Source organism: Pseudoalteromonas sp. NZS11 (assembly GCF_015864765.1).
GTDB lineage: Bacteria > Pseudomonadota > Gammaproteobacteria > Enterobacterales > Alteromonadaceae > Pseudoalteromonas > Pseudoalteromonas arctica.
On record NZ_JADYWP010000003.1, the window covers coordinates 207515 to 233986 of the forward strand.

Sequence of the window (26472 nt, forward strand, 5' to 3'; positions counted from 1 at the left end):
GTAGTCAAAGGCTTTAAGTCTAAAGTTGTAAGTCAAGTAGTTAAGTCACTGAAACGAAATCGATAAGTTTAAGTTTCGTTGGTTGTTTTTATAAATATCAATTGTCGTAAATTAGTAATTTGGCATTAGACTAAAGTCTATAGGTTAGATTTATTCACTTATTAGGTTTGTTTTAATCGTTTGTCGGTTTTGTGTTAATTCTCTAAAGTTCAGTTGTCGGCAACAAGCACGGCTTAACCAACAGGACTACGACCATGAAACTTACTCTTATCAAAACTATCGCTCTTAGCTCACTACTTACATGTTCAGCTGCTGCAATGGCTGAGCAAAGTGATTACAAATTAATGGTTATTGAAACTGCAACAGCGCCACAGCCACTTGAGCAATCATTTAATAGCTGTGCACTGAATGTTAAGTCAAAAAATTACGCTGAGGCTGAAGCAATTTGTACTAAAGCAATTGCGCTTTTAAAAGACGCAGATGGCCCTAAATTTAAAGTACGCCAACTTACATCGTTTGCATTAAGTAACCGTGGTGTTGCACGTTTAAAAGCGAACAACGACACTGCTGGCCTTGCTGATTTATACGAAGCAAACCAAATGTCTACAAGTACAATGGTATCGCACAACTTAACTCGCGCTAAAGAAGAGCTTTCTTTATAAAGTGCTTACCAAAAGCATGTTATAAAATAGCGAGAGTAAAAAAGCCCATGTTAGGTTAATTCCTAACATGGGCTTTTTTGTTTTATTTAATGCGTAAGTTAATACCTTAAATACGTTAATAGAGTAGGGTGTGTATTTATAATTAATATTTTGGGTATGCTTGTTTAGGCTACGCGAATATAATGCGAGATAACCGTATAAAAAATAATACCCCTTCTGCTTTGCTTATTTTGAGCAAGGCATCATTAAATAAATATTGAGATTTAAACCATGGCACCAGGAACCAGCCTAAGCGTACTTGAAATAAGTGCGATATTTTTATCAATTACCGCGTTACTCACCTATGTAAACCATCGCTTTATTGGCTTGCCAACAACCATTGGCGTTATGGTTATTTCGATGCTTTTATCTATCGGCGCTATATTTTTGGGCTTTTTAGGGTTTGATGATCTTATAGATTACGAAGTGAGCTTGCTCGATCAGTTAGATTTTACTGAAGTTTTGCTTGATGGCATGCTCTCTATGCTGCTGTTTGCTGGGGCGCTGCACGTAAATGTTAGCGATTTAAGGCGCTATAAATTGCCAATCGGTATTTTGGCCTGTGTTGGTACGTTGCTATCTACGGTTATTATTGCTGGCGCGCTTTATTTAGTACTTCCATTGCTTGGTTTTGATTTAGCGTTTATTTGGTGTTTACTGTTTGGCGCATTAATTTCGCCAACCGATCCGATTGCGGTAATGGGAATTTTACAATCTGCGGGTGCGCCTAAAAGTATTGAAACCGTGATTGCGGGTGAATCGTTGTTTAACGATGGTATAGGCGTGGTTATTTTTGTGCTTTTATTGGGTGTTTTATCAAGTGGTGATATTCCTACAACTTATTATGTAGCGCACACGCTGGCGGTAGAAGCCGGTGGCGGTATTGTTTTTGGTTTGGTATTAGGTGGTATTTTATATTACTTACTTAAAAGTATTGATAGTTACCAAGAAGAAGTACTCCTTACTTTAGCGGGCGTTATTGGTGGTTATGCACTTGCAAGCCATTGGCATTTGTCGGGCCCACTTGCAATGGTAATGATGGGGTTAATGGTGGGTAATCATGGTCGCAGTATGGCTATGAGCGACAAAACACGTCATTACGTTGATTTGTTTTGGGAGCTAATTGACGAAATTTTAAATGCCATTTTATTTGTACTCATAGGGCTTGAAGTCGTCATGATTGCATTTTCGAGTAATTTATTTATTGCTGGTGGCTTAACTATTTTTATAGCGTTAATGGCACGTTTAATTGTTGTGGGTATAACAACCACTACATTTAATAAGCAATTAGAGTTGCCATCTGGCGCATGGAAAGTTTTAACCTGGGGTGGCTTGCGTGGTGGTATTTCGGTTGCTCTGGTATTGCAATTACCTGATGGGAACGAGCGCGATATTTTGTTGGCTCTGACTTATGCGGTTGTGGTGTTTTCTATTTTAATTCAGGGTTTGAGTATTGGTAAAGTAGCCAAAACTATCCGTTAAATATAAATTGGTTAGACTAAACCTGTTAAATGTAATTTTTAAAAAAGCGTGTGAAATAGCTGTATTTCACACGCTTTTTATTTTTTTATAAAACAAAAGGGGAGTTAAAACGTAAAGCTGAGCTGCACACCGCTGTAAATATGTTCTTGTGCTTCCCAGTAGTCGCCATCTATTTGGCGTGCTCGGGTAAATACTTCTATTTTAAATGGCTTAAAGTGATAACCCGCACCTATACCTGCGTAACCGTCAATGTCGTTGTTCGATTTTTCTATTTGGTAGGTGTTATCGCCTCTATCGTTTTTAAAGGCGAGTTCGAACAGATCTAAGCCAAGCTCGGCGTATATAAAAAAGTCATTGAAATAACCAAGTTTCATTCCGTTGTCCCACGTTATAAATTCTTCTTGCTCGCCTTGTTTATTATCGATTACTGCCGCGCCAATTGCGCTTGTAAAAACAACACCAAAGTTACTGTAATTTTGCTTAACCATCATTTCTACACCCGCAGATGTAATGCTGCTATCGCCATTAAATTCTGATTTTATAAACATACCGGTGTTAGGCATGTTGTTACCGAGCAAAAGCCTTGCGTTTGCATTTTGGCTAAATGATAAAAGCGTGCTTAATAAAATAAAAAGAGAAAGTGTGTGTTTCAAAAAAGTTAACCCGTTAATGATGAGAAGTTAGTAGAGCTACAATTATAAATACATAACTTAGTATTGCATGTAATTAAATGTATAAATTTGTTTGAATGTTACTCAGCTATGCTTAAGGAAGTTGCTCAAAATAAAATCGACTAAATAAAAGCATAAATAATTATATACATTTTAAAACGTAAAGTAGCGATTTTAGGCACGTACGATGATGCGTAAGCTATTTGAATATATAGAAAAAGTTTAAACGTATTAGACTAAGGTCTATAGGTTAATTTTCTTCACTTATTAGGTTTGTTTTAATCGTTTGTCGGGCTTGTGTTAATTCTCTAAAGTTCAGTTGTCGGCAACAAGCACGGCTTAACTAATCAGGAATATGACCATGAAAACACTTATCAAAACTATCGCTCTTAGCTCACTATTAACATGTTCAGCTGCTGCAGTAGCTGATGCAAGTGATTACAAATTAATGGTTATTGAAACTGCAACAGCGCCACAGCCACTTGAGCAATCATTTAATAGCTGCGCACTGAATGTTAAGTCAAAAAATTATGCGCAAGCGGAAGAAATTTGTACTAAAGCAATCGCACTTTTAAAAGACGCAGATGGCCCTAAATTTAAAGTACGTCAACTTACGTCATTCGCATTAAGCAACCGTGGTGTTGCACGTTTAAAAGCCCATAACGACACTGCTGCACTTGCTGATTTATACGAAGCATCAAAATTGTCTAACAGCACGATGGTATCGCACAACTTAACTCGCGCTAAAGAAGAATTATCGTTATAAAAAACCTTTATAACGTGTTTTATAAAGTGCTTACTAAAGCATAATATAAAATAGCGAGAGTAAAAAAGCCGATGTTGGGTTAAACCCCAACATCGGCTTTTTCGTGCTTATTAACTTTGTATTGTGTTATACCAATCCGCAATAATACTTAATCATTTTGCGGGGCTAAACGTGTCGCTACCTGCGTTAAAAAATTCTCATTTAGAACAACCAAATAGCGAATTTTTTGCCTAGCTATCAACACGTTTTTTCATCCTCAAAATAGATCACTTAATTAAGCGAATTGGTATTATTAAAAAATAATAAAACTGTATTCTGTTATTTATTGTTTAGTGATTTTGTAGTTTTTAACTGATTGTAATTAATAAGTATTTTTACAAGTGTTAGACTAAAGTCTATAGGTTAGGTTTATTCACTTATTAGGTTTGTTTTTATCGTTTGTGGTAATTGAGCTAACACTCTAAAGTTAAGTTGTCGGCAACAAGTACGACTTAACTAATTAGGAATATAATCATGAAATTTACACTCTTAAAAACCATCGCTCTTGGCTCATTATTAACTTGCTCAGCTGCTGCAATGGCTAAACAAGGTGACTATAAATTAATGGTTATTGAAGACTCTGTAACTGCAGCACCCGCATTTGAAAAATCATTTAATAGCTGTGCTTTAAATGTTGAATCAAGAAACTACGAAGAAGCAGAAGCTATTTGTACACAAGCAATTGCATTACTTAAGCAAAGCCATGGTCCGCGTTTAAAAGTACGTGAACTTACATCGTTTGCATTAAGTAACCGTGGTGTAGCGCGTATTAAGGCTCAAAAAGACACTGCTGGTATTTCTGATTTATATGAAGCGGTTCAAATTTCTAAAAACTCACTTGTAACGCATAACTTAACTCGCGCTAAAAAAGAGTTATCTTTATAAGAATGCTTGCATAAAGCGCTTATAATTTAGCGAGAGTATAAAAGCCCATATTAGGTAGCACCTAATATGGGCTTTTTTTGTATGTTTGAATAACCGTAGTTACCTATTAAATACACTTTTTTAATAAAGCAGCTTTACTGAATAATAGTGCTTTTAAGAGTGATTTTTAGAGCCTTACGTTACTAATTTATATTGGTAAGTACTTGTTACCTAAAGCATAGGCCTATAAATATAGAAACATAGGTAAAAATATTATTTTTTGACGTGACTAAACTATCCAGTAAAGCGGAATTGTTTTATTTAAGTGGTTGTTTTTAATTGATAATAAAACCTAATACCTTTGACTTTAGTCTGTTTTTATTTAAAAATCGAAATGATATATATTTTATAGTATTAACGAGATGTGAATGCTAATCACTGTTTTGTGATAAATAGCTAGATATTACCTTTGTTTTAATTTTTAGTCCCACCTCCATATTACTAATAATTAAACACGGAATAGAGTAGTTATTAACTTGCGCAATAAAAATAAAAAGCGCAAATAAAGGGATTTAAAAATGCAATTCAAACTAAAAAAAATAGCTGCCTTGTTATTCGGGGTGGGTATTAGCCTTTCTGTATTTGCCGAAGATATAGAACTATACGTAAACCATAATGTTGAAACCGACGAAAACCCTCGCGTGCTTATTGTGTTTGATACATCAGGAAGTATGAAGACTAAGCTGCCTAATGGGGGCCCTAAAAAAATCGATGCTGGTATAAGCGCGATGACCCAATTAGTAAATGATAACAGCTCGATTGATTTTGGTTTAATGCGTTTTAATGGCAATGATGGTGGTTATGTTATGGCTGGCCTAGGCTCCTCACATGATAAAATATTGGATCAAATAAAAAAGCTGCCTGCTAGCGGGAATACACCTATCACTGAGACCTTATGGGAAGCTTACCTATATATGACGGGGCAGACGGTTTGGTATGGGCAAAATACGGACAAACGAGATACTACGATTGAGAGAGAGCAAAGTGGTAGTGATATACCTCGTTATGTTTCTCCATTTCAACAGGCTGTTGGTGCAGATGAGCGTTGTGATAACTCAATTAGCTTAATATTAATGACTGATGGTGATCCGACACAAGATATTACCCGAAATGATGATATAAGAGCTTTATACAAATCTACTTTTGGTTCATATCCTAGTACTACAAGTAATAGCTATTTGGCTGCTTTAGCTCAAATAATACATGGTACAAGAGATGTTGAGGTGGACTTGTACGACACCACGCCAGAGGTTGCTGATACTGGGCGAGTTTTTACTATCGGTTTTGGTAGTGGCATGAGTACAAATGGTAAAAAGTTATTAGAAAAAACCGCTTTATTGGGAGGAGGCGAGTACTTACATGCAGATACATCAACTGAACTTTCTGAAGCACTTAATAATACAATATCGAAAATACGCGAAGTTAACGATAGTTTTTCATCTCCTACGGTAGCAAGTAACAATGTTGACCAAACTCGTAGCCGAGAGTCAATTTATTTTGCGATGTTTTACCCAGAAACAGGCGCACGCTGGAACGGGAATTTAAAAAAGCTTAAAGTGTCTGGTGCAAATATTGTAGATTCAACTGATAAAATAGCTTTAGATAATAATGGGTTGATTGATGAAAAAGCACGAACATTTTGGCTGCCAACTAATAAGCCTGCAGACGGTAATTTAGTGGCTCAGGGGGGCGTAAATTTACTTTTATCAACCCTAGACCCTGATAGCCGTAAAATTTACATAGATAAAACGGGCAGTATTATTGATTTTACTTTTGATAAAGTACAAACCATTTTAAATTTAGCGACAAGTACCGTTACCGATCTTGCCCCTGATTTGATTCCTAATATTGGGTTAACTTTAGAGGAAGATGATATTAGCTGGGCACGAGGGGCTGATGTTGATAATGAAGATGGAGATGATTCATCAGTCGATCAGCGAATCAATATTTTTGGCGACCCTTTGCATTCAAAACCGGTATCTATAGATTACGGCGATGGAAGTATTCATATACTTGTTGGTACCAATGCCGGCTTTTTACATATGTTTGAAGACAAAGGCGATACTGTTGAAGAAAGGTGGGCTTTTACACCTGCAGCCTTATTAAAAAACATTCCGGCTTTGCGGAGTAATCTCGCAAATACAAAAGTGTATGGTATGGATGGCCCTATAAGTGTGTTCTTTAATAATAAAAGTTTAAACACTGATGGTTTAAATGATGGCGTTGTTAAAGCAAGTGAGGGCGATGAAGTTTGGGCATTTACAGGCATGCGCCGAGGCGGTAAAAATTACTACGGCCTGGATATAAGTGACCCAGATAAACCTAAAAAATTATGGAATAAGCCAATTGTTGGTGGTTCTGAAGAATTTAAATATTTAGCACAAACATGGTCTAAGCCCCAAATTGCGTATATTAAAGCGTTTGGTGAGGATCCATTGCTGATATTTGGCGCAGGCTACGATACAAACAAAGATAATGCGATTAGAACAACAGATGAAACCGGGCTAGGTATTTACATTGTTAATGCTAAAACTGGCGAAAAGGTATGGGCGCTCACTCCAGATGAACATGGTTTTACCGGTGAGCACAGTATTGCAGCGGATGTAACTACGCTTGACTCAGATTACGATGGGTATATTGACCGAATTTATGCAACCGATACTGGCGGTAATATTTGGCGTGTAGATATTCCCACCGATGATGAAGATGAGATTACTCACTTTAAACTTGCGGAGCTTGGCAGTACATTAGCGTCACAAGACAGACGTTTTTTTTATAAACCGTTAGTTGCTAGAACGCTGTTTAGTAAAGTTACTAAGACCAATTATGATGGTGAAATGATCACGACTCGTTTAGACACCCCGTACGACGCAATTGTGATAGGCAGCGGAAACCGCTCAAACCCACTTGCTACTAATGAGCAAGATCAGCTTTATATGATCCGTGATGAAAACACCTTAACAAAAATATTTACTGAATTTCCAGATCCAATAGTGCCAGATGATTTAATGAAAATGAATGAAGACCCATTTGGTAACGCACTTGATGACGTTGATAAGTTTGTTAACCTTGAAGTTAAGTTAGCTGAATTTAAAGGGTGGCGATATGAATTAGGGACAGGTGAGAAGTCCCTTGCTGCAGCTACAGTCGTTGGTGGGGTTGCTTACTTTACTTCCTTTACGCCCGCATCTTCCTCATCAACTCAAAACCAATGCTCGTTAACAGGTGGCGGTGGGTCGCTTTATGTCTTTCATTTGCATTACGGAACGAAGGTTTATGACGATGTGAAATTTGCAACAAGTAATGATGTACCAGATACACCACAACTATTTTTTGGAGAAGGACCTTCGTGTGAAGATAGTGATGCCAATGGTAAGTGCGATTGGGATGATGAAACGGATGTAACGCAAATTAGTCAGTTTTATTTAATAGGCCCTGGGATTGAGGGTTCTGATAAGCCAATAAAAGCTATTGAAATACTTGGACCAAATTTAAATATTGAAGATGGAAAAGTTAAGCTAGTAAATGGCGCTGAACCAATTGGTTTTGGCTTCAAAACTCAACAAACGTATATTTATAAACGCGAAGAAAACGATAGTCAGGCAAATTAAAAATACGATACTATAAGCTTTAGCCACCTTATTTAGGTGGCTTTTTGCTTTTAGAAGCTAATCAAAAATGCAGATGGTTTGCTTATATAATTGTTTTATAGTCATCGCAGCGCTCTAAACCAACCCATGTGTAATATACATTCGTTTACAAAACTCGGTCATCACTTGAGCCCTTTACTCTAGGCACTTGCAGTCCATATTAGACAATAATAACTGGTATTAGTTATATTTAATTAACAAATGTAAAAGCTAAACTTAACATGGCGTGTCACTATATAGGTACAGGGCATGTTAACTTGTTGCCATCCCCCCATAAAAATTCAATAAATTTCTGTTGTTTAAATCTATTTATTTAATTTATAACAATATGATTTTTAATAATAATTAAAGTGCAAAAAAGGAAGTCTTTGTATGTTTTTTAAAAAAAGTCAGTTAGCTATTTCATTAGCGTTTACGCTAGGCCTTGTTGGATGTGGCGGCGGTGGCGATGATAAAGTGGTCGTTGTAGAGCCAGTTGTAGCTAAGCCTGATCCTATAAAAGTAGATCCCGTAGAAGTTAACACTACCTCTCTTACTGGAAAGGTTATTGATGGCTATGTATCTGGTGCAATAGTATGGCTAGATATTGATGGCGATGGTACTTTTGACGAGCAAATAGAACCTTCTGTAGTCTCTGAAGAATCGGGTAATTATAGTTTTAATTTTACAGAAGAGCAGGCGCTGTGTGTGCCGTATTCAACTATGTATGTTGATGTACCGGTTGGTGCAATTGACGAGGACTTAGGAGAGGTAACACAAGCGTATCAAATGTCATTTCCGCCCTCAATTGAGGCTTTAACTGATGAAGACATTCGAAATATATCACCTTTAACAACCGTTATTTGGGAGCAATTGAGCCTTCAATTACAAAAAGTTGGTAGCAATAATTTAAGTTGTGATGCACTCAAAGAAAATACTGAGTTACTTGCAAGTCTTCAGAGCGAAATAACAAATGTTATGCAAAACTTGGTAGCGCATTATAATTTGTCGACTGAACAAATGTACTCAGATTTTATTGCCAATAGTGACAGTGATGCTTACGACAGAGCACAGGCGATTGTTAAAGGACTAAAAGCTGCCTATAAATTCAAGCAAGAGCTAGATGCTCAGTTTCCTGATGCAGAAGAAGTAAGAGCAGTTATTTATCAAGACACAGCAAAAGATGCAGAGTATGGGTTTGAAAATGCATGGTACCGCGACAAAGTTATATTTGCAGGCGCTGAGCTTATTTATGAGCAAGTAAAGCTTCATAATACAGACGAACTCGACACAATTGACGTTATTTTGTCTCGATTGGATTCAGCAGATACGCCTTGGGGTGAAGAGTTGTTAAATGGAAAACTAACAGTTAGAGACGATGTTTACATTAACGCCGATCGTACTTACCGATGCTCTAGCATTGAGAACGTTAGTTTTGAGCAAAGCAATGTGCTTTATGGCGTTGATAATACAAGCCCATCGGTTAACTTTCCTACAGCAGATGAATGCGTTAGTGCTAATTTAGATACACCGTTCGAGCGAGGTTTTAGCATTAGCTATACTGAGTCAGGATCGTTTTACCAAACTGACTTTGCCTTTAGAGAGGAAAATGCCGACTTTCAGACATTATTTAATTGGGTAAATGTTAAAGACAAAGCTGTAGATTTAGAAACTCAAGATTTAGTTACTGTACTCGCTGCTATGCCCTATAAGTTTGATGACGAAACATCTATTGATGCTAGCTTTTGGCGTAAATACAAAACCACAGATAACGTACGTATTACGAAAACAATTGAAGGGCAATGGTTTAGAGATACCCGCCAAGAAGATGGAACAATGCTGCATGAGTGCGGTGAAAATGGTGTTGATTGGGTGCAATGCGAATAATTTAAAAAGCACTTTAATAAATATTAGTTTAATGCCTTTCAGTTATTAACTGGCAGGCATTTTTTTGTTCAAAAAAGCTTACTTTTACGTGCGGTTTTTATTATATACCTGCTGAACTTTATTTTTAATCTGTTTTTTACTCGGGTTTACTGTAAAATTACTGGGTTAACATTTGTTAAGCAGTGCTTACAATTGTTATTGCTCGTTAAGTATTTAAACTAATTTAAGTAGAGCTTATGATTTTTTATATTATTGGGTTAAGTTTACTGGTTATTATTTTATGCGTTGCACTTTATGTAATTTACAGCAATGTACATAAAAGTCGGGTAAGAAAATCCAAGGAATACAACGTACTGTTTGATAAAGACACGATAGTGGATGATTTAATCACTCAACTAACAGAAAAAAATCAAACACAAGAAAACCAAGATAAAACAGCAAAAGGTAAAGAAGAAATCCTAGCAACATTTGTTGAGTTACATCGCTCTGGTAGCTTTTGCGCACATTTGAGTGAACAGGAAATTATTTACTTTGTTAAAAAGAAATTAAACATGGAGAGTAGTAAAAATGGATAGCGAAAAAGCAGTCCCAGCAGTAAAAAGTGGCTCATTTATGAGTCGATTTGGTCGTCGTAATGTAATTGTTGTTTCATCAATTGTTGTTGTATTAGCGGTAATTGCAACGCTGACATCGCAAGTTGTTTCATGGAATGAAGCTGATGAGCGTTTAGTCCATCAATCGGCTTTTACAGGTAACTTAACCGTAATAAATCAAGCCGGCCCTTATTTAAAAGCGTTTGGTACTACATCGGCTTATAAAAAAGTAATTTCGATTAATTTTACGGGTGACGCAGGCGCAACAGCAAGCGCAATTGTACCGCTAATACCCATTCGATTTTTAGATACTACAACGGGTGGCGCACGCGGTGTTTCTCGTTTTAGATTGCCAGGCAATGTACCAGCAGCTGAATCGGGTGCTTTACGTGGTTTACTTAAAATACACGAAGAGTTTGGCTCACAAGAAACGCTAATATCTAATTTATTAATGCGTGCTACCACTGAAAATGTAAAAGCATCGGCGCGTATGATGTCGGTAGAGCAACATTACTCTGGTGGTAATGGTCAATTAAGCCAAGATTTTGCAGATCAATTAACCAACGGTATTTTTGTTACTGAACAAATTATTAGTACCGGTGAGCGCGATAAATCTGACGATTTAGGTAATTTAAGTAAACAGCAGCGCGTCACTATTAATATTAAAATGGACGATGAAGGTAATACACTGCGTAATGCACCTATTTTAGGCGCTTATGGTATTACAGTAGTTGATGCCAGCATTATTGATATTGACTACGAAAGCAAAGTAAACGCTCGCCTTGAGGCGCAAAAGCAAGCAGCTGCAGATGAAGCGCTAGCGCGTCAAAATCTTAAAAAAGCTGAGCAACAAGCACGAACTGAAGTGGCTTTAGGTGAACAAGCAATTGCTAAGCAACGTGCTGAATCAGAAAAGCTAAAAATTAAAGAGCAAATTGATGCTGAGCGAATTAAGGCAAATGCCATTATTTCTGCACAGCAACGTGTTGCTGTAAAAGCGGAACTTGCAAAAGAGCAAGAAGAGATTTTAAAACAACAACGCCTAGAAGCATTAGGTATGGACGTTTTAGCTGAGGCTCGTTTAAGAGCTAAGTCTGCTGCACTTGATCCAAAGTATGTATTTGATGAAACGCTAAAAGCAGAAGTTAAAATTCAAACTGCTTTATTTACAAGTTTAGGCAATAGCCGTTTAGTGCCTGAAATTGTAATAGGCGGGAGTCAAGGCGAGCAAAGTAATGGCTCTGAATTTATGCGCTTATTAGCCGCTGATGCAGCATTAAGTCTTAAAAAACGTTTAGAAAAAGATAAAAAATAAACAATAGTTAAGTATTGTACAAACAATAAAAACGTTGGCGGATTCGCATTGGCCAACGTTTTTTATTGCGTAAATTTTGTTATTGTATGGTGCGGCTTAGCTTGTGAAAACAAGCTTTTTAAATTATGAAATAAAAGAGTGAGCAGTACTTATGGACTCCAGCAGTAATCAGTTTATTTTAGATTTAGGGCAAGAGCATATTACCATCCAGCGGCGTTATGAAGCGCTGGGGGCATTAAACGATTTTTTAATTGCCGTGTGGTTTTTAATTGGTAGTTTTTTCTTTTTAAATGACTCACTAATAGAAAGTGGCACATGGTTGTTTATAGCGGGCAGTGCTCAATTACTTATAAAGCCTGTTTTAAAGTTGATCAGCTTAGTACATGTTAGTCGGGTATTTCATTCAAATAAAACTCCATAAATAAAACCATAAATACGACTCATGATGAGTTCAGTTACTATGGCTAATAATTTACCAGTATAAGTTATTTAAATATCAAGGATAGAGCAGTGAAAGTACTTAAGTGGATTGCAATTGGAATAGCTACTTTATTAATTATAGGCTTACTAATTCCCGAAAAAATAATGATTCCGGTACAAGGTGCTACACCTAAAGATTGGAACCATAATACATTTTGGTATGAGCCTTGGGGCAGATCGGGTGTGCACAAAGGAATTGATATTTTTGGCATAAAGAACACTCCTGTAGTTGCCTCAACAAACGGGATTGTTATATTTGCAGGTGAATTAACTCGTGGTGGTAAAGTGGTTGCGGTGCTTGGGCCTAAATGGCGTATACATTATTTTGAACATTTAAATGACTACTCGGTAAGTGCAGGTGATGTTGTAAGCATAAACAGTCAAATTGGGTTACTAGGCGATACCGGAAATGCCGCAGGGAAGCAGCCTCATGTACATTATTCTATTTTATCGTTAGTGCCCATGCCATGGCTTTATACAACACAAAGCCAAGGCTGGAAAAAGATGTTTTTTTTGAGTCCACACGACAAATTAAAAACTAATTAGCCTGCAACTGGGGTTTTACCCGCGCGAATATTTTTAATGCTTTTAATAAACATATAAATACAGGTAGTGATTAAACAGCCTGCTAAATAAAACACAATACCGTTTGATGCATCAGATAAATTGGCAGCAAGCATAGGGCCAAATACCGACCCAATACTGTAACTTAAAAGCATTACCTCAGTTGCTGAGACTATTTTTGCTATTGGCAATGAGTCGCACGCAAGTGTTATAGCAATCGGGTAAAGTGCAAAGCTGCACGCGCCTAGTATTAAGTAGCTCACTATTAATCCTGCTAAAGTGTTTGCTTGTAATATACCCACAGCACCGGCTGCGCCTACTAAACAAAACATACCCATCAGTAAGCTTTTTTCAAGCCGAGTAGATAAGTAACTCACAAGCGGCTGCACGACCATGCCGCCTAAAATAATAACCGCCATAAGTGTACCAGTGTACTGAGCTTGATCAGTCTGCGCTGAAATATAAACAGGCATTAAGCCGTAAATAGGGCCCAGTAATAAGCCTGATGCTAAGCATCCGAGCATAGCTGGGTGGCTTAGTGATTTTATTTCTTTTAGTGGTAGTTTTTCAAGATGTTGTTTTTCTGGCTGACCTTTAGTTATTAATAAAGGCGCTAAAATAGCTAAAAATAATAATGAGGCTACAAATAAATAAGGCGTTGAACCTGCAGTGCCAAGCGGCCCTATAGCAAGTTGACCAACCGCGCTGCCCCCATAAAGTGAGGTCATGTATAAGCCCAAACGTTTTGCACGCGACTTTGCGGTATTGGTCATTAATAACCAAGACTCAACAACTACAAATACACCGGCAACAGCAACACCTGCTACAAATCGTGCAATTAACCAGTTAACGGTATTTGGCAGTGCAAGTTGTGCAAGCACGCTGACTATTAATAAGCTTAAAAATAATATAAATGCGAAGCGATGACCAATTTTTACCACAATGCGCTCTATTGTGGTTGCGCCAATAAGTAAGCCAAAGTAAAAAATGCTCGCAAGCCAAGGCGCTAGGTTTTCATCGAGTTTGAATGCGGGTAACGACAGTGGAATAAGGCTCATTAAAAAGCCGGATGCGATAGCAAAAAATGACAGCCCTATAACAGGCGCTAAAGGGTTGTTAGAGGTGCTTGTGGCGGCTAATTCGGCCATGTGTGTTTATCGACTCGTTGAGATAAATAACCACTGTTTTAAAGTTTGAGAGGTTACTTTAATAATAAAATTTGCGCGAATTTAGAGCCAAATTAAAAATAAGTAAAGTGATATTTTATTAAACAATATAAATATATTTTAAAACGATCGTTTTGGTAAATTATCGGATCGAGTATGCTTTTTATTGTAGTGTTTTTATGTAGATATTGTTTTATATTTGTGAGTATTTACGGCGGTTAAACCCTATGTAAAATAGGGTTCAACAGTTTTTAAGGTGATAAAATTAACACTTATTTGTTTATTGCATTGCTAGTGCAAGGTGGTGATATAAACCAATACCAACAATCACATTAAACGGGAAAGTTACACCGAGAGAGCTCAGCATAGCAAGACCAATATCGGCTTTAGGAATTGCCGCTTTTATTGCAGCGGGTGCGGCTATGTAAGAGGCGCTGGCTACTAAACTTCCCAATATAACTACCGAGCCTAATTCTAAATTTAAAAGTGTGCCTACTGCTGTGCCAATCGTACCTAAAAATAGCGGGGTGACAATAGCAAATACCGCGAGCTTCCAATGTTCCCAGGGGACAGGGCGCAAAGTTTGCGCGGCTACTAAACCCATTTCTAGTAAAAACAATGCCAGAACGACTTTAAAGCTACTGGTTAAAAGGCTCGTTACTTGGCTGCCTTGAACCGTGCCGTACATCATACCTATGACGACACCACCGATAAGCAAAATGACACTTTTGTTCGTAAGAGTTTCGTGCCAAAGCGCTTTTAACGATGGTTCACTTTTTTGGCTGTTTTGTTTATCAAGTTTTCGGTAAAGCAATAAACCAACAATGATTGCAGGGAGTTCTAACATCACTAAATACAGGGTTACTTCTGCACCCACTACCAATTTAGCCGATTCGGCATAGGCAAGCGCTACAGCAAATGTCCCCGCACTTACTGAACCATAATGCGCGGCAATGCTGGCACTATTAGCAACAGAGAGTTTAATCACGTATTTTAAAATAGGGTAAAGCATCAATGGTATAAGTGCGCCAAGTAGCATTACCGATCCCATTTCGGGCAGTAGTTGCCAGCTTAAGTTGCCATGGAGCACCATACCGCCTTTTAAGCCTATGGTTAACATGAGCAATAAGCTTAATGTGTCGTAGGTGGCTTTTGGAATAGCCAAGTCAGAGCGTAAAATACCCGCCACTAATCCTAAAATAAAAAACATAACAACAATATCTGGCACTGGCTTTCCTTACTAGCTGGTAAATTAAGTGGCGCTATTGTAGATAAAACTTTGTATAGTAAATAATAAAATAAATACGAGTTAGCTATAGATAGTTATCTATAGGTTATGTATTAAGTAACTATTACTAGATAAGAGGCTATGAGGTAGGTATGGATTTACGACATATATCGTTTAGGTTGCTTGAAGTATTTATGAGCGTAGTTAAAACGGGTTCAATAAGCGAAACCGCAAGGCGCTTACACCTAACGCAGCCAACGGTATCGCTACAAATAAAGCGATTACAAGAAGCGGTAGGTGAGCCGTTATTACTTATGCAACAGCAAAAGCTACACGTAACCGATGCTGGGCTTGAGCTATTTAAAACCTGCCAGCAGGTATTTGGACACTTTGAAGACTACCAAGATTATTTAACCGAGCTTAACGGTGGGGCACGCGGTCGTTGTAAAATTGCGATGGTTAATACGGCGCAATATATTTTACCGAAATTGCTTGGCCCCTATAGTAATTTACATCCCCACGTTGAACTTCCGCTTGAGATTGGCAACAGGGCAGAGGTGCTTGATAGGTTTGAGCGAGGAGAGGACGATATTTATGTATTTAGCCACCCGCCGTCGCTTGAGAGCGCACAAGCTGCGCGCTTTTTGCATAACCCACTAGAATTTATAGTGCCGTTAAACCACCCGCTAGCTCACGTAAAAGCCGTTAAATTAACTGATTTAATGCAGTATCGCTTTTTACTCCGAGAAAATGGCTCAGCGACCCGTATGTTATTTGAAAGCGAGTTACAAAGCCGAGGATTAGTGCTGAGCGATAGCGTACAAATGGCGAGTAATGAAGCAATACGCGTTGCAGTTGCATCGGGGATGGGCATTGCGGTTTTATCACGCCATGTACTTGCAACAGACGATACAAGTTTTAAAATTTTAAACGTAACCGATACCCATTTAGCTAGTCATTGGTATTTTGTAATGCGAACAGATAGGCACATATCGCATGCTGCACGTAACTTTTTAAAGTTTGCGCAGCAGCACGTAGAGCAATATTTAGATACGCAGTGGGTGCGTAATGAGTTACATAACTTACACTTAGATTAATCTTAAATTTTATTAATTAATATCGGGTGTTGAGTCTCTTAAAATAAGCTTTGGCTGAAACACGTGCTTTACTGTTATGCCGCTTTTTTTATAAATGTCTTTAAGTACTAAGTTAGCCGCAGCTCGGCCCATTTCGGGAACTGGGTTATCTATTGTAGTAAGCGTTGGGTAGAGGTAATTGGTAAAAATTACGTTATCGAACCCAATAATGGCTAAATCTTTTGGTAGGTTAAAACCGTGTTCGCGGGCGTATTTCATAGCACCCGATGCCATTTCGTCATTGGCACATACAAGAGCGGTTATTTGCGCTTTATTTTGAATAAAATGCCTTAATCCATCGCTGCCACCAGTTTCTTTAAAGTCACCTACATAATATAAGTTTTCGTCAAAGGTGATGTTGTATTCTGCTAGTGCTTGTTTGTGACCTTTTAAACGATTTGACGCATCTTCTTTAAACTGCGGGCCTGCTATGTACGCAATGTTTTTATGACCTTTGTTGATCATGGCTTTAGTGGCTAAGTAGCCGCCCATTACGTTGTCGAGGCTAATGCAGTTTTCTTCAATTTCTTTAACGTAGCGGCTCATTAAGTAAATAGGGGTTTTGCCTTTACTTAACTCAATTAGATACTCGTTTGATACCGCTTCTACGTGGGCAATAATAGCGTCGCAATTACGGCCTATTAAAAATTCAAAGCCGCTTTTTTCTTTTTTCTCGTCACTGTGCCCTGGGGTAATAATAACGTGTTTACCCGCAATACGAAGATGTTCTTCAATGGCTGACATCATTTGACCAAAAAACGGACCATCCAACTCCGAAACTAAAATACCGACGCTGTTTGTAGTGCTAGATGCCAAAGAGCGTGCAATAGAACTTGGCTGATAGCCTAGCTCTTTCATTGCTTCTAATACCTTTTTTTTAGTTTTTTTGCTTACGTAGTCGTTGTCGTTAAGTACCCTTGAAACAGTTGATAAAGACACACCTGCCATTTCTGATACTTGATAAATTGTCGCCATTGATGTCCTAGCTTATATGTATTTTTACTCGCGCTTTATAAAAATATAAAGCGCGAAGGGTCATTAAAAGTTAATTTACACATTACTGCGTCTAATTGCTAAGTCTTCTGTTATTTTTTGCGTCATTGCTGAGGTAAGCGGATAAATAAGCATCAATGCGGCGCCTAAAAAAGCAAATGCGGCAGGTATCCAACTCATAAGTAACTGCATACCAGGTAGAGCTTGCGTAATTGTTAGCTCATCCATGCCGTTATAGCCATAGCCTGCAAGTACCACTAAGACTAATGCACCGGCAAAACCACCCCCGGTTTTTTGCACAAATGTACCCGCTGAATAAATTAAGCCTGTAGCGCGGCGTTTGTTTTTCCACTCGGAGTAATCGGCTGAATCGCCAAGCATACTAAAAAATAAGGTGGGCATCATTGCGGCAAAAAATTCAGCGGCGCAACCAAAGGTAAATACTGCAACTAGGTTATCGCTAGGTACCCAGTAAAATGCAGTAGTGAGTAACCCGCTTAGCATTAATGATGCAATAAAGAGGTTTCGTTTACCCATTATTTCGGCCAGTTTACCTGTGGCAAGTGCGCCTAATATAGATACAATCAATAAGGCAATAAAGTATTGCCCAGCCATGAGTTCATTAGCTACGTGGTATTTAAAGTAATATGCAATTACGCCGTATTTTATGCCATTAAACATCATGGTTAAAAAACCAATACCGAGTAATACCAGCCAGGGTTTGTTGGTCAGAAGATCAACCATGTCGCGCTGTGATCCCGTTAAGCTTTGCTTATCTTTATTGAGTAATTTTTTAATAACGAATGTCATTGCAGCCATAACAAGGGCAAAAAATACGCCGCTGTATAAATCGCGGTAATAAAAAAACAAGGTAGTAGCAAGCAAAGGTAGGATTATAAATGGCAAGCTTTTGGTTAAATCAAATAACTCTGATTTTAAATTCCCTTCATTTGAGGCGTGCGGTGTTACACGCTCTTTAGTGGTCGCAAACGTTATAATCATTAAAATAATAAGTAAGCTGGCAAATAAGTACATAGTAAGCTGATAGCCTTTAGCGTTGTCGCCGCCACCAAAAAATGCCACTAGCTCAGGTAAAAAACCCATAACCAATAAACCACCAGTAAACGCACCTGCAAACCTAAAACCAGAGAGCTTTGTGCGCTCTGTATCGTCTGGTGTCATAACGCCCATAAGTGCCGAATAGGGCACGTTACTTACGGTGTAGGCAAGCGTTAAACCTATGTAGGTTACGTAGGCATAAATAAGTTTGTTGGTGGTGCTAAAGTCGGGTGTAGTAAAACACAACACCATAAACAAGCCCAAAAATGGTGCCGAGTAGAGTATCCATGGGCGAAATTTACCAAAGCGCGACTGCGTTCTGTCGGCAATCATACCCATAATAATATCGGTTACGCCATCAGATAGCCTTACCACTAAAAACAACATGGCAGCGGCAGCCGCCGATATGCCAAATGTATCGGTGTAAAACACCGCTAAATAAGCAAGCGCGCCGCGCCACACTAAGTTAGCGCCGGCATCGCCCATGGCGTAACCGACTTTTTCGTATAAAGGGAGTTTGTTCACAGTGTGTGTTCTTATTGTTATAAGCCGATAATTTATCGGCTTGTTATGAGTTTAGTGTACGCTTTACCGCTGGCTTTAACAGTTCGTTTTTGTGTGTTGTAGTCTACGTGTACTATACCAAAACGTTTTAAATATCCTTCAGCCCATTCAAAGTTATCCATTAGGCTCCAAGCAAAGTAGCCATCTACTTTTACGCCTTGCTCAGCTGCATTATGTAGGGCATTTAAATGCTCGTGGTAATATTCAATACGGTCGTTATCGTTCACTGCGCCGTCTTTAAATTCGTCAGCCATGGCTGCACCGTTTTCGGTAATGTAAATAGGTGGTAGGGTGTATTTTTCGTTTAACGATACAAGTAACTCTGTCAGTGCTTTAGGATAAATTTCCCAGCCTATATCGGTCATTGGCGCTTTATGTGGCAGCTCATGGTAAAAGTCGGTTTCGCTTGCTTGATAATGCATGCGGGTATAAAAGTTAACCCCTAGGTAATCTAGTGGTTGAGCAATTATTTCCATGTCGCCATCCAAAATGTCAGGGCGGTGGGCTTTAGGTAACTGATTAATAATATCAGGGTACTTACCTTGCATTACAGGCTGCATGTACCATTGGTTTATGTAGTCATCAGCAAATGCAGTCGCTTTTAAATCTTCTTCGCATTGGGTAACTGAGTAACAAGGCGTAAAGTTAAGTACAATACCGTTTAGTGTATTTGGGCTGTTTTTAGCAAGTACTTGCATAGCCAATCCGTGACCTAGCAATAAGTGGTGCGCAGCTTTACGACCAAACTCGCGACCTACAATACCCGGCGCATGTACGCCTATTTCGTAACCTAAGTAAGAGCTACAAAACGGCTCGTTTAAGGTGGCGTAAGAGTGCACACGATCACCAAATGCTTTTGTAATTAAATCTGTGTAATGCGCAAATTCGTAAGCGGTGTTACGGTTTAGCCAACCGCCTTCGTCTTCAATATGTTGTGGTAAATCCCAGTGGTACAGCGTTACAAAAGCTTTAATGTTACGGCGTTTTAATTCATCTAAAATGTCGGTATAAAACTTAACGCCTGTCGGGTTTAGGTGGCCATTTTTAGTCATTACGCGCGGCCATGAAATAGAAAGTCTGTAAGCGTCTACACCTAATGACTCAATTAAGTTTATATCGTCTTTCCAGCGAGTGTAGTGCTCGCAGGCTACATCGCCATTTGAATTATCGACTATTTTGCCTTCTTTACTGCAAAAGGTATCCCAAATACATGGCAAGCGATCGGTTGCGCCGCCTTCAATTTGAAATGAGGCCGTAGCTACACCATAGGTAAAATTTTTGGCTAAAAGGGGTGAGCCACTAGGTAAAGATAATTGTTTCATTAAGAGAAAACCTCTGCTTCTTTTTTTGGTAAAGGTTGCTTTGTATATAGCGTGTATTAAATTCAATATTGGAAGCGCTTCCATATTTAATTTGATTAATCACTAAGGATGGTATTTAATAACTTTAAGGAAGCGCTTCCATATTTAGGTTAGTGGCTATTGTTAAGTAGGTCAATAGTTAAATTTAAATAACAAATAGGTGCTGCACAAAACACACTGACACAACACAGGGCTATAAAAATGAAAAAAAGCTTAAACACTAATAGGTTACGAATGCTTCCTATTTTAATAGGCGGATTATGCGTTTTAAGTGCGTGTAATAAACAAGAAGCTAACGTTGATAATAACGAAAGCGCGGTGGCCAAAAAGGCTGAACATGAGCAAGGTGATTTATCACTTTGGCCAACGCTTAAAAGCAAAGTAGTGAAAACGCCTGAAATTGAAAATACGATTGAACAATATTTAAAAACAATGACGCTTGAGCAAAAAGTAGCGCAGATGATCCAACCTGAAATCCGCGATATAACCGCTGCAGACATGCGCAAATATGGCTTTGGTTCGTATTTAAATGGCGGTGGCTCGTTCCCGAATGCTAATAAACATGCAACGCCAGCCGATTGGATAACACTTGCTGAAAGTATGTATCAAGCATCGGTTGATGACTCAATTGATGGCAGTAAAATTCCAACTATGTGGGGCACTGATGCGGTACATGGTCATAATAATGTGATTGGTGCGACGTTATTTCCGCACAATATTGGTTTAGGTGCAGCTAATAACCCCGCATTAATTGAGCAAATTGCAGCAGCTACGGCAATAGAGGTAATGGCAACAGGCATAGATTGGGTGTTTGCACCGACTGTTGCGGTTGTGCGCGATGACCGATGGGGCCGAACGTACGAAGGCTACTCAGAAGACCCTGCAATTGTACGTGAATATTCAGCCGCAATTGTAAACGGATTGCAAGGCAGAGCCGATGAAGACTTTTTAAGTGATAAACGCGTAATTAGTACCGTTAAGCACTTTTTAGGCGATGGCGGCACGGTAGATGGTGACGATCAAGGCGATAACATTGATAGCGAAGAGGTGTTATATAACATTCATGCGCAAGGTTATATAGGTGGCTTAACCGCAGGTAGTCAGTCGGTTATGGCATCGTTTAATAGCTGGAATGGTAAAAAAAATCACGGCAATAAATACCTACTTACCGATGTACTAAAAACAAAAATGGGTTTTGATGGTTTTGTTGTAGGCGATTGGAACGGACACGGACAAGTTGCAGGCTGTACAAATGAAAGTTGCCCGCAGGCTGTTAATGCGGGGCTTGATATTTTTATGGTGCCAACGGGTGCATGGAAACCACTTTATGAAAATACAATTAAACAAGTAAAAGCGGGCACAATAACAATGGCGCGAATAGATGACGCCGTAGCACGTATTTTACGCGTTAAATTACGCGCGGGTTTATTTGATAAACCAAGCCCTGCAAATCGAAAATACTCAGGTAAGTTAGAGCTAATAGGCGCACCTGCACATCGCGATATTGCCCGCCAAGCCGTACAAGAGTCGTTAGTACTGCTTAAAAACAACAATCATTTATTACCGCTTAACCCATCAAGCAATATACTGATTGCAGGCGATGCGGCCGATAACATAGGCAAGCAATCGGGCGGTTGGAGTATTACGTGGCAGGGAACTAATAATCAAAATGCAGATTTCCCTGGAGCAACGTCTATTTATGCGGGGCTAAAAACGCAAATAGAGGCTGCTGGCGGTAACGCTATTTTAAGCCCAACGGGTGAGTTTAATACCAAACCCGATGTAGCCATTGTTGTATTTGGTGAAGAACCATACGCAGAGGGACATGGCGATAAAGACAACCTTGAGTTTGAACGTAACAATAAACGCTCTCTTAAAATATTAAAAACATTAAAGCAGCAAGGTATTGCGGTGGTATCGGTGTTTATATCGGGCAGACCAATGTGGGTTAACAGCGAGCTAAACGCGTCAGATGCATTTGTAGCAGCATGGCTTCCTGGCACTGAAGGACAAGGCATTGCAGATGTTTTACTAGCGGATGCAAGAGGGCAGGTACAATACGACTTTAAAGGTAAGTTGTCGTTCTCGTGGCCTAAATCGCCACTTCAAACCGCAGTAAATAAGGGCGATGCTGATTACTCGCCATTATTACCCTATGGCTTTGGCTTAACGTATAAAGATGAAAGTACGCTTAGCAATAATCTAAATGAAGACTCAGGTGTTGATATTAGTAACCTTGCGCCGCTATCTATATTTAATGGCAGCTTTAAAACGCCGTGGCGTTTGTTTTTAAATTCAAACAGCGAGCAGCACCAAGTAGCAAGTAACAGTGTAAAGCTCGGCGGCATTACTTATCGCACTGAAGACAAAGCGATTCAAGAAGATGCGATGCAATTTAATTTTGATGGCACTGCAGCCAGCTACATCGAAATTAATAGTAACTTTACCGAAGACAAAGTGGCCTACATTGAAGCAAATTCGGCCCTTAGCTTTAGCTATAAAGTAAACCAAATACCTAGCTCACAGACATACCTTGCAATGAAATGCGAACAAGGCTGTGGTGGCGAGCTTAATATTACCAATGTTCTTAAAAATGCTGATTTAAATACATGGCAAACCATGAGTATAGATTTAACGTGTTTTACTAAAAAGGGCGTTGATTTTGCCAGAGTAACCAGCCCTTTTATTATTAAAACAGCAGGAGAGCTTAGCGTTTCAGTTGCAGATATTAGCTTTGAACCACAAAGCGCTAAAACAGCAAAAATAAAGTGTGAGTAGTAGGGTGTTGATAAGTTAAGTTTATTGTGTGTTGTCTCAAAGCCCTTAGTAATAAGGGCTTTTTTTATAAAAAATATTTATGCTGGGCAATACTGCTTTAAAAACTCATGATGAGGCGGTAATTGGCTTACGCGTTGCTCTATTTGTTGCTCAATACCGTGTAAAAAACGGGTGAGTTCTTCATCACTCATCATGCTGGCTATTAAGTGATGTTGATTAGGCTCAATGCCTTGACCAAGCATAACTTGTACCCACGAGTCGACTCTAAAAATGTCGCCATCGTCTAAAAATACCCGGCCGGTTTGTTTAAACAAATCAATTTTATGTTGAAGTGTTTTTGGCACCTCCATGGCGCTACAATGCTGCCAAAACTCACTGTCATCGCGATTAGTTACTTTATAGTGCAGCACAATAAAGTCGCGAATATTTTCAATTTCGCTTTTAAGCTGTTTGTTGTATTCGTCAATTGCGTGATTGGTAATGCCATTAAACGGAAATAAACGCATAAAGCGGATAATACCCGACATAATTAAGTGAATGCTGGTGGACTCAAGTGGCTCTACAAAACCGCTAGCAAGGCCAAGCGCTAGGCAGTTTTTGTTCCAACCTTTTAAGCGACGCCCTGTTTTAAATTTAATAATACGGGGCTCTGTAAGCGGCTCACCTTCAATGTTATTTAATAATAGCGCTTTGGCTTGTTCGTCATCCATATATTGGCTGCAATAAACTAATCCGTTGCCGACACGGTTTTGCAGCGGTATACGCCATTGCCAGCCGCTTTTATGGGCAATAGATCGGGTAAGTGGTAATACGGTCTCGCTGGTTGATTTTGTTTGCACCGCAATGGCGCTGTTACACGGTAGTAAATGCGACCAGTCTTCGTAGCCAGTATGCAGTGCTTGCTCTATTAATAAGCCTCTAAAGCCAGTGCAATCAATAAAAAAGTCGCCGTTAATGTGCTCGCCATTATTTAAAGTTAATGACTCTATATGGCCTGTTTTAGTGTTTTTTACTACTTTTTGTATTTTACCTTCAATGCGTTTTACACCTAATGGCTCTGAAAATTCACGTAAAAACTGCGCGTAACGCGTGGCATCCATATGGTAGGCATAGTTAATGGGGTTTTGCTGGTTAAACGCAAATTTACCGGCTTTAGCCGCTTGCAGCTCGTAGCAGTAATCGCCAAATGGGTTGTTTATTCCAAGTGCTTTACCTTGCAGCCAAAAGTGATGAAATTCACCCGCCCAACATTCTTTGCCCGTTGCGCCAAATGAGTGAATATAATGCGTGTTTTCATCGCCCCAGTTTTCAAAGCTAATACCTAATTTAAAACTAGCTTGAGTGGCTTTCATAAATGCTTGCTCGTTTATACCCAGCAATTTATGAAATGTACGAATAGGCGGAATTGTTGCTTCGCCAACGCCCACAGTGCCAATATCGTCAGATTCAACAAGGGTTATGTTTATATTGCTGCCAACTAATTTAGCAAGTGCTGCTGCAGCCATCCAACCTGCAGTGCCGCCCCCAGCAATTACTACGTTTTTAACAGCGTTTGTTTTAGTCATTATGTGGCTGCCCATTATTTGATAAAAGATGATTTAAAAGCGCGCGATTACTTGGCAGTCCATTTAAGTACTGCGCTATTTTTTCGCGGTTTTGCTGATAATAGTAATCCCCAGCACGTGGGTCGTTAAATGCATTTTGTGCAGATACTGTTTGTGTATTAAAGCCCATGCCATATAAAACGTATTGGTAACTGCTTGATGAAAACACTTCTTCGTTTTCAATAAAATCAAAGCGGCTAGGGGGTTGAAATTGCCAAAGTTTAAGTAAGTTTTGCAGGCGCTCGGGCGCGGTATTTAAATTACTAATATCTTGCCAATAAGGAGTGTCGTTGCGCTCGCTTAGCACATAATGAAGCTTTAAAAATTCAATAACGCGCTGCCAACGCGTGCTAAAACGATCATTAAAACGCGTTTCAAGCTGGCTCATATGAGTACGATTTTGCGGTAGTTGCTCGCTTATCATGCTAATTGAAAGCTCAACCATAGCAAGTGCTGACGCTTCAAGTGGCTCTAAAAAGCCAGCTGACATACCTACGGCAACACAGTTTTTAATCCAAAATTTTTGCCTGTAACCAGGGCTGAATTTTAATACGCGGTAGTTAAGTTGCTCAGCTTGTTGCTCACTGGTAGTTTTAGCTATGTAGCTTTTTAGAGTATTTGTGGCGCTTTCATCACTTTGATATTTACTACTAAATACATAACCTGTACCACGGCGTGTTGGCAGGGCTATATCCCAAATCCAACCGTTACTTTGCGCTGTAGATAGCGTAGCAGAGGCTATTGGTTGATTGATGTGTGCATTAGGTATTTGCGCAGCGACAGCGCTGTTATTAAATAAAATATGATCTTGCGCTATAAACTCACTATTAAAATGCTCACCAATTAAACGAGCACGAGAGCCTGAGCAATCTATAAATAAATCACCTGTTATATCGCCATTATTATTTGTTTTTAATGAAGTAATATAGCCATGTTCGTCGTTAATAACCTCGGTTACATCGTCAATAATATGTGTAACGTTTAGATTTTTAACACAGTGATTTTTTAAAAACTCAGCAAATTTACCCGCATCTAAATGATAGCCATAGTTGGTGACTGCTGCGTATTCGGGTGTTTGTAATTGCTTTGGTGCAAGTGCTGCTTGGCATACAAAGCTTTGCATATTAACAACGTCGGCAAATTTTTGATTAGGTGCAATACGTTGCCAGCTGGCGTGTAAATTAGTGTGCTCGTAGCCTTGTGGATTCATAAAAGGGTGGTAGTAGTTTTCTCCCTCGCTGAGGTTGCGCCAATTTATAAATTTAGAACCTTGCTTAAATGATGCGTCGCACTGGGTTATAAAATCACTTTCTTTAATGCCAATGCGCTGTAGCGTGTTGCGCATTGACGGCCACGTACCTTCGCCCACACCCAATATAGGCACGTTTGCCGACTCCACTAACGTTACACTTAGGTGCGGGTGTTCGGTAGCTAATAAGCCTGCGCTTAGCCAGCCGGCAGTACCTCCTCCTAAAACGACTATTTTTGTTACTGGTTTGGTCATGAGTTAACACCCTAAAATTGATAACAAT

20 protein-coding genes are annotated in these 26472 nt (G+C 39.1%); 12 read left to right on the forward strand and 8 right to left on the reverse strand.

What is annotated here, in order from left to right; translation table 11 throughout:
- Positions 1-254: 254 nt before the first annotated feature.
- A complete protein-coding gene (locus tag I6E82_RS08045) occupies positions 255-662 on the forward strand; it encodes a hypothetical protein (protein ID WP_101162764.1) in 408 nt (135 codons plus the stop codon).
- 270 nt (positions 663-932) lie between these two features.
- Entirely contained in the window at positions 933-2183 is a 1251-nt protein-coding gene (locus I6E82_RS08050) for a cation:proton antiporter (protein ID WP_007583286.1), read from the forward strand.
- Between the two features lie 104 nt (positions 2184-2287).
- Here the strand turns inward: I6E82_RS08050 and I6E82_RS08055 are convergent, their stop codons facing one another.
- Positions 2288-2836, reverse strand: a complete 549-nt coding sequence (locus I6E82_RS08055; RefSeq protein WP_197111445.1) for a hypothetical protein — start codon at positions 2834-2836, stop codon at positions 2288-2290.
- Positions 2837-3215: 379 nt separating this feature from the next.
- Between I6E82_RS08055 and I6E82_RS08060 the strand changes: the two genes are divergently transcribed.
- From I6E82_RS08060 to I6E82_RS08095, 8 genes are all read left to right on the forward strand, one after another.
- The gene (locus I6E82_RS08060; protein ID WP_024600636.1) at positions 3216-3620 is read left to right on the forward strand and encodes a hypothetical protein; all 405 of its coding nucleotides are present in this window, start codon (positions 3216-3218) and stop codon (positions 3618-3620) included.
- 513 nt (positions 3621-4133) lie between these two features.
- Positions 4134-4544 (forward strand): hypothetical protein, encoded by a 411-nt coding sequence (locus I6E82_RS08065; protein WP_024600637.1) that lies wholly within the window; start codon positions 4134-4136, stop codon positions 4542-4544.
- Positions 4545-5101: 557 nt separating this feature from the next.
- Entirely contained in the window at positions 5102-8194 is a 3093-nt protein-coding gene (locus tag I6E82_RS08070; protein WP_197117445.1) for a pilus assembly protein, read from the forward strand.
- 411 nt (positions 8195-8605) lie between these two features.
- The gene (locus I6E82_RS08075; protein ID WP_197117447.1) at positions 8606-10099 is read left to right on the forward strand and encodes a hypothetical protein; all 1494 of its coding nucleotides are present in this window, start codon (positions 8606-8608) and stop codon (positions 10097-10099) included.
- Positions 10100-10335: 236 nt separating this feature from the next.
- A complete protein-coding gene (locus tag I6E82_RS08080) occupies positions 10336-10674 on the forward strand; it encodes a hypothetical protein (protein WP_024600640.1) in 339 nt (112 codons plus the stop codon).
- Complete coding sequence (locus I6E82_RS08085) at positions 10667-12007, forward strand: SPFH domain-containing protein (RefSeq protein ID WP_076925962.1); 1341 nt, start codon at positions 10667-10669, stop codon at positions 12005-12007. Before I6E82_RS08080 ends, I6E82_RS08085 begins: the two co-directional genes overlap by 8 nt.
- 151 nt (positions 12008-12158) lie before the next feature.
- Entirely contained in the window at positions 12159-12428 is a 270-nt protein-coding gene (locus I6E82_RS08090) for a YrhK family protein (protein ID WP_197117449.1), read from the forward strand.
- 89 nt (positions 12429-12517) lie between these two features.
- Positions 12518-13033 carry a M23 family metallopeptidase gene (locus I6E82_RS08095; RefSeq protein ID WP_197117450.1) on the forward strand — a complete coding sequence of 172 codons (516 nt, stop codon included), beginning with the start codon at positions 12518-12520 and terminating at the stop codon, positions 13031-13033.
- On the opposite strand, the gene I6E82_RS08100 is transcribed toward I6E82_RS08095, so the two are convergent.
- Entirely contained in the window at positions 13030-14199 is a 1170-nt protein-coding gene (locus tag I6E82_RS08100; protein ID WP_197117451.1) for an MFS transporter, read from the reverse strand. The two genes, I6E82_RS08095 and I6E82_RS08100, sit on opposite strands and share 4 nt — an antisense overlap.
- Positions 14200-14497: 298 nt before the next feature.
- Positions 14498-15445: a sodium-dependent bicarbonate transport family permease gene (locus I6E82_RS08105; RefSeq protein WP_197117452.1), complete on the reverse strand. Its 948-nt coding sequence runs from the start codon at positions 15443-15445 to the stop codon at positions 14498-14500.
- A 152-nt stretch (positions 15446-15597) separates the two neighbouring features.
- Here I6E82_RS08105 and I6E82_RS08110 point away from each other — a divergent pair, with 152 nt between their 5' ends.
- On the forward strand, positions 15598-16542 hold the full coding sequence (locus I6E82_RS08110; protein ID WP_197117453.1) for a LysR family transcriptional regulator: 945 nt from the start codon (positions 15598-15600) through the stop codon (positions 16540-16542).
- A 12-nt stretch (positions 16543-16554) separates the two neighbouring features.
- On the opposite strand, the gene I6E82_RS08115 is transcribed toward I6E82_RS08110, so the two are convergent.
- The 3 genes from I6E82_RS08115 to I6E82_RS08125 form a co-directional block, all read right to left on the reverse strand.
- Positions 16555-17556 (reverse strand): LacI family DNA-binding transcriptional regulator, encoded by a 1002-nt coding sequence (locus tag I6E82_RS08115; RefSeq protein WP_024594396.1) that lies wholly within the window; start codon positions 17554-17556, stop codon positions 16555-16557.
- A 75-nt stretch (positions 17557-17631) separates the two neighbouring features.
- The gene (locus I6E82_RS08120; protein WP_197111431.1) at positions 17632-19158 is read right to left on the reverse strand and encodes an MFS transporter; all 1527 of its coding nucleotides are present in this window, start codon (positions 19156-19158) and stop codon (positions 17632-17634) included.
- A gap of 32 nt (positions 19159-19190) precedes the next feature.
- Positions 19191-20519 (reverse strand): GH1 family beta-glucosidase, encoded by a 1329-nt coding sequence (locus I6E82_RS08125; RefSeq protein ID WP_197117454.1) that lies wholly within the window; start codon positions 20517-20519, stop codon positions 19191-19193.
- A 240-nt stretch (positions 20520-20759) separates the two neighbouring features.
- On the opposite strand from I6E82_RS08125, the gene I6E82_RS08130 reads away from it, so the two are divergent.
- The gene (locus I6E82_RS08130) at positions 20760-23336 is read left to right on the forward strand and encodes a glycoside hydrolase family 3 protein (RefSeq protein ID WP_197117455.1); all 2577 of its coding nucleotides are present in this window, start codon (positions 20760-20762) and stop codon (positions 23334-23336) included.
- Positions 23337-23413: 77 nt separating this feature from the next.
- Here the strand turns inward: I6E82_RS08130 and I6E82_RS08135 are convergent, their stop codons facing one another.
- Positions 23414-24901 carry a tryptophan halogenase family protein gene (locus I6E82_RS08135; protein WP_197117456.1) on the reverse strand — a complete coding sequence of 496 codons (1488 nt, stop codon included), beginning with the start codon at positions 24899-24901 and terminating at the stop codon, positions 23414-23416.
- Entirely contained in the window at positions 24894-26444 is a 1551-nt protein-coding gene (locus I6E82_RS08140; protein ID WP_197117457.1) for a tryptophan halogenase family protein, read from the reverse strand. Before I6E82_RS08140 ends, I6E82_RS08135 begins: the two co-directional genes overlap by 8 nt.
- Between the last annotated feature and the right edge of the window lie 28 nt (positions 26445-26472).

Bases quoted from the DNA above. Each gene is read 5' to 3' on its own strand.
- I6E82_RS08045 (WP_101162764.1), top strand. From the start codon at position 255: ATGAAACTTACTCTTATCAAAACTATCGCTCTTAGCTCACTACTTACA.
- I6E82_RS08130 (WP_197117455.1), top strand. From the start codon at position 20,760: ATGAAAAAAAGCTTAAACACTAATAGGTTACGAATGCTTCCTATTTTA.
- I6E82_RS08090 (WP_197117449.1), top strand. From the start codon at position 12,159: ATGGACTCCAGCAGTAATCAGTTTATTTTAGATTTAGGGCAAGAGCAT.
- I6E82_RS08135 (WP_197117456.1), bottom strand. From the start codon at position 24,901: ATGACTAAAACAAACGCTGTTAAAAACGTAGTAATTGCTGGGGGCGGC.
- I6E82_RS08100 (WP_197117451.1), bottom strand. From the start codon at position 14,199: ATGGCCGAATTAGCCGCCACAAGCACCTCTAACAACCCTTTAGCGCCT.
- I6E82_RS08050 (WP_007583286.1), top strand. From the start codon at position 933: ATGGCACCAGGAACCAGCCTAAGCGTACTTGAAATAAGTGCGATATTT.
- I6E82_RS08070 (WP_197117445.1), top strand. From the start codon at position 5,102: ATGCAATTCAAACTAAAAAAAATAGCTGCCTTGTTATTCGGGGTGGGT.
- I6E82_RS08085 (WP_076925962.1), top strand. From the start codon at position 10,667: ATGGATAGCGAAAAAGCAGTCCCAGCAGTAAAAAGTGGCTCATTTATG.
- I6E82_RS08080 (WP_024600640.1), top strand. From the start codon at position 10,336: ATGATTTTTTATATTATTGGGTTAAGTTTACTGGTTATTATTTTATGC.
- I6E82_RS08110 (WP_197117453.1), top strand. From the start codon at position 15,598: ATGGATTTACGACATATATCGTTTAGGTTGCTTGAAGTATTTATGAGC.
- I6E82_RS08125 (WP_197117454.1), bottom strand. From the start codon at position 20,519: ATGAAACAATTATCTTTACCTAGTGGCTCACCCCTTTTAGCCAAAAAT.
- I6E82_RS08115 (WP_024594396.1), bottom strand. From the start codon at position 17,556: ATGGCGACAATTTATCAAGTATCAGAAATGGCAGGTGTGTCTTTATCA.
- I6E82_RS08065 (WP_024600637.1), top strand. From the start codon at position 4,134: ATGAAATTTACACTCTTAAAAACCATCGCTCTTGGCTCATTATTAACT.
- I6E82_RS08075 (WP_197117447.1), top strand. From the start codon at position 8,606: ATGTTTTTTAAAAAAAGTCAGTTAGCTATTTCATTAGCGTTTACGCTA.
- I6E82_RS08060 (WP_024600636.1), top strand. From the start codon at position 3,216: ATGAAAACACTTATCAAAACTATCGCTCTTAGCTCACTATTAACATGT.
- I6E82_RS08140 (WP_197117457.1), bottom strand. From the start codon at position 26,444: ATGACCAAACCAGTAACAAAAATAGTCGTTTTAGGAGGAGGTACTGCC.